The sequence below is a fragment of the Nonomuraea sp. NPDC048916 genome (genome assembly GCF_040649575.1).
Taxonomy (GTDB): Bacteria; Actinomycetota; Actinomycetes; order Streptosporangiales; family Streptosporangiaceae; genus Nonomuraea.
Genome location: NZ_JBEZFS010000085.1, coordinates 1 through 6,145 on the forward strand (window position 1 = coordinate 1; position 6,145 = coordinate 6,145).

General features: G+C 68.8%; 7 protein-coding genes and 1 pseudogene. 1 reads left to right on the forward strand and 7 read right to left on the reverse strand.

The window, feature by feature from the left end; all coding sequences use genetic code 11:
* Positions 1 to 392 precede the first annotated feature (392 nt).
* The gene (locus AB0C16_RS39570) at positions 393 to 686 is read left to right on the forward strand and encodes a PepSY domain-containing protein (protein WP_357691210.1); all 294 of its coding nucleotides are present in this window, start codon (positions 393 to 395) and stop codon (positions 684 to 686) included.
* A gap of 351 nt (positions 687 to 1,037) precedes the next feature.
* Here AB0C16_RS39570 and AB0C16_RS39575 read toward each other — a convergent pair whose 3' ends face one another.
* The 7 genes and pseudogenes from AB0C16_RS39575 to AB0C16_RS39605 all read right to left on the reverse strand — a co-directional run.
* Positions 1,038 to 1,409, reverse strand: a complete 372-nt coding sequence (locus AB0C16_RS39575) for a signal peptidase I (RefSeq protein WP_357691212.1) — start codon at positions 1,407 to 1,409, stop codon at positions 1,038 to 1,040.
* Positions 1,406 to 1,600, reverse strand: a pseudogene (locus AB0C16_RS39580) (alpha/beta hydrolase fold domain-containing protein); the annotation flags it as partial. The gene AB0C16_RS39575 and the pseudogene AB0C16_RS39580, both read right to left, overlap by 4 nt.
* Before the next feature lie 144 nt (positions 1,601 to 1,744).
* Entirely contained in the window at positions 1,745 to 2,668 is a 924-nt protein-coding gene (locus AB0C16_RS39585) for an endonuclease/exonuclease/phosphatase family protein (RefSeq protein ID WP_357691214.1), read from the reverse strand.
* Between the two features lie 497 nt (positions 2,669 to 3,165).
* A complete protein-coding gene (locus tag AB0C16_RS39590) occupies positions 3,166 to 4,071 on the reverse strand; it encodes a hypothetical protein (RefSeq protein ID WP_357691216.1) in 906 nt (301 codons plus the stop codon).
* On the reverse strand, positions 4,068 to 4,427 hold the full coding sequence (locus tag AB0C16_RS39595; protein WP_357691218.1) for a hypothetical protein: 360 nt from the start codon (positions 4,425 to 4,427) through the stop codon (positions 4,068 to 4,070). The genes AB0C16_RS39590 and AB0C16_RS39595 overlap by 4 nt, the downstream gene beginning before the upstream one ends.
* A 178-nt stretch (positions 4,428 to 4,605) precedes the next feature.
* Complete coding sequence (locus tag AB0C16_RS39600) at positions 4,606 to 5,343, reverse strand: alpha/beta hydrolase (protein ID WP_357691220.1); 738 nt, start codon at positions 5,341 to 5,343, stop codon at positions 4,606 to 4,608.
* A gap of 461 nt (positions 5,344 to 5,804) precedes the next feature.
* On the reverse strand, positions 5,805 to 6,145 hold a 341-nt coding region (locus AB0C16_RS39605), incomplete at its 5' end, for an RIO1 family regulatory kinase/ATPase (RefSeq protein WP_357691222.1).

Below are 6,145 nucleotides of genomic sequence, written 5' to 3' on the forward strand. Positions count from 1 at the left end.
CATCAAGGAGATGCAGTCGCTCTGCCTCAACGTCGAGGTGCTCTCCAGCGACGGCATGTCCATCGAGATGAGAGACACCGACGAGGACGTCTTCCGCGCGGCGGAGGAGCTCGGCATCGATCTGTCCCGGCGTGAGCCGAGCAGCGTCGAAGAAGTCTGACGGCCCCCATGCGCGACCTGCGGGTGCTGGCAGCGGCGATGTCCTCGGCCTGTCGCTCGGCGCGCAGTCCCAGTTCGTACGCGGCGGCCGCGGCTAGGACCGCGAGCATGAAGCGGCCTTCTTTGGTGTCCAGGCCGACCCTGTGGCGGGCGACGCTCACGTTCCCAGCCTTAACTCACCCTTAACGATCAGCTAGCCCGGCACTATCACCGCCACCGGCAACCTGGGGCACATGAATACACGCAGCAAGCTCATCACCGCGGGAATCGGAGCTTTAATCGTGCTGGCGGGCGGCACCACATCCGCCCTGGCCGCCGCCCCGCAAACGGCCATCACCTGCACCACGGCCATCAAGATCGCCAAGAAGAAGGTGCCCGGCGCGCACGTCACCGACACCGAACGCGAGTGGGAGCACGGCCACCGGGTGTGCAAGGTCGAACTCCGCAAGGGCAACTGGGAGTACGACGTCTACGTGTCGCTGAAGAACGGCAAGATCGTGAAGTTCAAGCGCGACTACGACGACTGACAGCATCCCTCGGCAATCGTCGAGCACGCTCGACGGCCCTGACCACAGCGAAGAACCCGCGCCCAAGGCGGCGTACCGTCTCGATCGCGAGCAGACCAAGTAGGGCAGCTTAATGACCTTGGTGTTGGTGCGTTCCACAGGTCCGTTGCCGTGGGCCAGGGTCAGCCCGGAGACGACGGCCTGTTTATCTTTCTCACACCGAGTGCGAGCAGGGCGGGCAGGTCGTCGGCGCGTACGGCGCTGACCCAAGCGTCGAGGTCGTGACCGCGACGCTGCGTGAGGATGGCGGCGAACTCGCGCACCCGTCAGGCCGCAGGCATGGTGACCCGCCGAGCATCCGGCTGGGCGATTTCAGGGGCGGTCAGGCGCCTTGTAGCCGGGGATGGATGGCCACCGTACCGTCATCACCACTGAGTCTTCTTCGGCGGTCCAGGAGTGGTCGACGCCGCGTCCCCATACCACGTAATCGCCCTGGTTTTCGAGGACGACGCTGTGGCCGCGGAAGTGCATGCGGAATCGGCCGCTGATGAGGATGAGGAGCGCGGTGCGTTCCTCTCCGGTGACCCATGCCGGGCGCTGGTCACCGCGCGGATGAATGCCCCACTTGATTTCGACGTCGCCGCTGTGCCGGCGGTCGTCGGGTGCTTTGAAGTGACCGAGAATCCAGCCCTGATCGTCGGGCGCATCCTTGCTGGCGTTACCCACATAGACGCCGCTGTTCACCGTTGGACGGTAGCAGAGGAGAGGTGGAAGGTAGCCGGCCATTGGTGCAGCTCGACCGAGAGACCGGCCTGCTGCAGCCGCAGCCGGTAGCCGATGCCTTCGTCACGCACCGGGTCGAGCTCGGCCGCGGCGATGTAGGCGGGCGGCAGGCCGGATGGGTTCGTGGCCCACGCCGGGGCGGCGTACGGCGAGGCCGGCGCGGAGCCGAAATAAGCGCGCTAAAGAATCGCCAGGCCGTCCGGCTGCCGCGCTCCGCAAGCCGGCGCTGGAGTGGAGGCTCCGATGGCGCGGCTGAAGGCGGCGGCGTCAGGATCGGCCAATCCTGACGGCCCCCGTCACGGGAGCCTGACCTCGGCGAACACCGGCCGGTGATCGGTGTGCCGCAACTCCAGCACGCGGAAGTCCCGCACCGCCATCCGCGAGTCCGCCAGCACGTGGTCGATCGTCACGCCGGGCAGCCGCAACGTGCGGCCCAGCGCCCGCGGCCAGGTCACCGTGAATCCGCGCCCCATGACGTCTGCCGCGTCCCGATAGCCGGACGCCAGCAGCTCACGCATCGGGAGGTGGTCGAGCGTGGCGTTGAAGTCCCCCGCCAGCAGCCGCAACTCCCCGCCGCCACGCGGCAGCGCGTGGAGACCGCCCTGCCAGCACGGTTGCCGGCCGGCGCGCTTGGGCGCGCACGGGTGCACGGAGACGATCTCCACCCTGGCCCCGCCGGGATGCACGAGCCACGCCCTGGCCTGCCCGAACGCGCCCAGCTTGATCGTCTCTCCGGCCGTCAGCGGATGCCGCGCGTACACGGCGGACCCGCCGACTCCCGGCAACGGCCGCGTGACGGCGTGCGGCAACCGTTCGCGCAGGCCCGCCTCCTCCAGCCGCCGCATCGCGTCCGGCGTGAGCTCCTGCAACGTCAGCACGTCCGGCCGCATCTGGCCCACCAGGGCCATCAGCTGGGCCGTGTCCGCCTGGCCCACCATCAAGTTGGCCGCCAGCACCCGCAACACCGGCCCGTCCGCGGCCGGATTGCCGTCGGCGAAGGCCCGGGGCACGACGGCGAGCCCCAACGCCACCACGGCCGCGATCCCCACCACCCCCGCCGCCCGCCGTCTCAGCACCCACGCCAACGCCATGCCGGCCACCGCCCCGGCCGCCGCGTAGGGCGTGTAGGCCACCACCGGCACCCACGGCCAGTCCGGCTCGAACCCGCTCAGCCGCACCAGCGCCCACCCGGCGAACGGTACGACGGCGATCCAGCTCATCCATGTCCGCACGCTCTTGTATCGCCACAAAGCCCGATATGCGTTCATGAGAAGGTGTGCAGCATGCGCGCGACGCGGAAGCCAGAGTCCTGGCCACCATCGACGTGGCGGAGACCGTGCACCTGCTGACCGACACCGTCCGGATCCGCAGCCTCACGGGCACAGACGCCGACTCCGACCTGCAGCACCGCTTCGCCCGCCCGCTTACGGAGGCGGACATGGACGTGGACGTCTCGCCGGTGGACCAGACGGTGAACGGGCCGGGCGGACCGAATCCGCAGTGTCAGGCGCGCCGCCGACCCGGTCGACCTGCCTCCCACAGCGCCGCCCCGGCCGTCGTCCGTACGGGACCTCTGAGCTGGTCGTCGCAGCCGGTCCAGCGGCGCGGGCGCCGGGTGCGCGTAGCTCGTGCCAGAGCCGTAACGCCGTCTGCAGGGCCACCTGCCGCCCGCGCAGGTCCGGCCGGATCACGAAGGTGTGTGGTGGCAATGGTGTCGCTATTCAGTCGAAGGGAAGCTCAGGTCGATAAGGGCGCTGGGGCGAGGCAGTGTTCCGGTCAGGGATGACGCAGCGGCGACCAGAGCGGGGCGCGGCGCTACGACGCGGCCAGCATGGGCGGCGGTGTGCGAATACTGGCTGAGGACAGCGGCTTGTCGGCCACCGGAGAGTGGCCAGTTGGTGTGGAGCATGAGGGCCTGGCCGAGGTCGTCGAGGCGGAACTTCCAGCTGATCTTCGTGTGGCCGGCGGCGGTGAGGGATCGGCCGCCGACCACCGCACGGAAGGTGGGTGAGACGGCGTGGAGTTCCTTGAAGGTGATCGTTCCCTGGTAGTAGGTGGCCTTCTTTCGGGGGCCGTACTTGGAGGGGCGCTTAGTGGTCGCCTTGGCCAGCAGCGTCTTCAGCATGGTGGGCTCGAACAGATTGATCAGCTGATCCCCGTAGGCGGCCGTCGCGGCGCTTCGCGCGCCTGCCTCTGCCCACGTCTTGCCTTCCGGGATGACCGGCTCGTACAGCTTGCCGGACCGGTAGAGCCGCCCGTTGACCGTGATCGAACGGTTGGGCTGCGCCTCTGCGGCGACCTTCTCCGCGTTCCAGCGGCCTGCCGCTATCTGGTCCTGCATGCGGCGGTGAGGGCGCAGGGTGCGGGTCACGTCGGCGGCGCCCACGCCGGCGCCACCGAGGCGAACGGTGCCTCGCTGTTCTACGGCGAAGATCTCCAGATCGTTGGCCAGCAGGCCGCCCAGTTCCACCACCCGTACGGCGTGCTTTTTGGCGATCTGCCCCCTGAGAGCCACGAGAGGGTCGACGGCGGCCTGGGCGGGCGTGGGCGAGGTGAGCGGTAAGGCGAAGATCGTGCCTGAGGTGGCAAGGGTGACCCAGAGTCTCATGCGCGCTTTCATCATGATCGGGAAGTATCGCAGGTCCGCGGACGATTGCTCACCAGACACAGTGCCTGGGCGCGGCTGTAGTGCCCGATGTACAGGCGGGGATCGCGAGCGATCAGCTCTGTCCAGATACGGTCGAGCTCCTTTCTGCCGCTCTGCATGCCGATCCCGTGCCACTGCAGCCGGTCCCACGGCACAGGATCGTCCGGCAGCGCCTCCGCCGCCTGCTGCAGCGGGCCGGCCGCTCTCGACAGCACCTCCCAGAAACGAGCGAAGCGCTCCTCACCCACATACGTGGCCCGGAAGGCACCACGAATCGCCCACGCCTGGGCCTGTGACCAGCGTTCGGTGTGGAATTTCGCGTGGTGCTCCATGTTGCGCTTGGTTCGCAGACGGCCGGCTGCTGGCCGCCAACCCCGGCCCGGCCCGGGCGCTGGTGGTCGGTTGTGCATCTGCTGGCCACCGCCATCGAGGAGGGCCGGGACCTGTCCTCGATGAGCGGCATCCTGGCCGACAGCTCCTATCGTCTGCTGCCGGCCTGACGGCCCGGCCTCACTTCAGGTGCCGGGCGAAGAACCGGTTCCCGTCGTCCCCCTCGAACTGCGGGACGCCGGTGTGCCCGCCCATATTGGCGTGCAGCGTCTTCTCCTTGGAGCCGAAGGCGTCGAACAGGTCCAGGGCCAGCTGCCGGTCGTTCCCTTCGTCGTCCCACTGCAGCAGGACCTGCAGCGGAATGGTGACCTGCCGGGCCTCCTCGAACATGGTGCGGGGCACGAAACTCCCGGCGAACAGAAGGGCGGCCGAGATGCGCGGCTCGACCACCGCCAGCCGGAGGCCGATGGCGATCACCCCTCCCGAGTACCCGACCGGGCCGCCGATCTCGGGCAGCGAAAGGAGGGCGTCCAGGGCGGCCCGCCATTCCGGGACCGCCTTTTCGACCAGCGGGAGGACGAGCCGGTCGACGACCTCGTCGTCGACCGGCTCGCCGGCCTCCAGCGCCCGGTGCAGGTCGGCGCGGGCCTCCTCTGCGGCGGCGAAACGGGGCCGGTCACCGCCCCCGGGGAGCTCGATGGTGGCCGCGGCGAAGCCCTCCGCCGCGGAGTGCCGGGCCCGGGCCACCAGTCGGGGGTACATCTTGTGCAGTCCGCCGGGGTGGCCGACCAGGATCAGCGGCGCCGGTGCGGATGCGGATGCGGATGCGGGCGTCCACAGGATGCCGGGGACCTCGCCAAGGGTGAATTCGCGTTCGAGGACGCCGACGTCGAGGCGCTGTTCAGAAGTGAATCGCACGGTCGTGCCTTTCGGGAGTGCTCTTGAACGGCGCTCCCGGACGACCTATCGTCCGACCGTGACCCCGGAGGGGAGCACCCATGTCAATACTGCGTTCACGGGTACCACCTCCTCGCTCTCTTGCACGGCCTCCGGAAAAGTAGCAGTGGTCGCCGTGGTCCGCCAACGGGTTTTTGCGGAGGCTCCGTGGCCGGATGCCACGGAGCCACTCGCCTAAAGGCCAAGGCCGTGTAGTTAAGGGCTTCGGGCCTGTGACGTGATCGCAGCGTGGCGAAATCGGAACACTACGCAGAGCTACTTGGGGTCTCATCGCAGCTTCCCGAGTGGAGAGCCGGCGGGCTCCAGGCGCTGATCAGTTCGCCGGGAGCAGGGTGATCCAGACAGGAGTCCAGCTGGACTCCCGGCCCGGGGTGGCATCTCGGCCAAGCATCGGCTGAGGGACCGCGTTCTGCAGAAGGCGATCAGAACACCATCGTGAGCAGGTCGGCGAACAGCTCCTGTTCGTCGATCTCAAGCCCGCGGTTCGTGAACCACGTGGCCATGTTGTGGCAGTCGCGCATCAGGAAGTCCCTGCCCTTCGGGTTGCCGACGATGTCGACGACCTGGGGCAGGTCGATCATCACGATCCGCTCGGCCTGCGCGAGGACGTTGTACGGCGAGAGGTCGCCGTGCGCGAGCCCCGCGCGGGCCAGTTCACGCATGCCGTTGCGGAGCTGCTCGAAGTACACACCGAGCAACTCCTTCGACGGCCGGACCTGGGCGAGCCGGGGCGCGGCACCGCCCTCGCCGTCGTCGATGAACT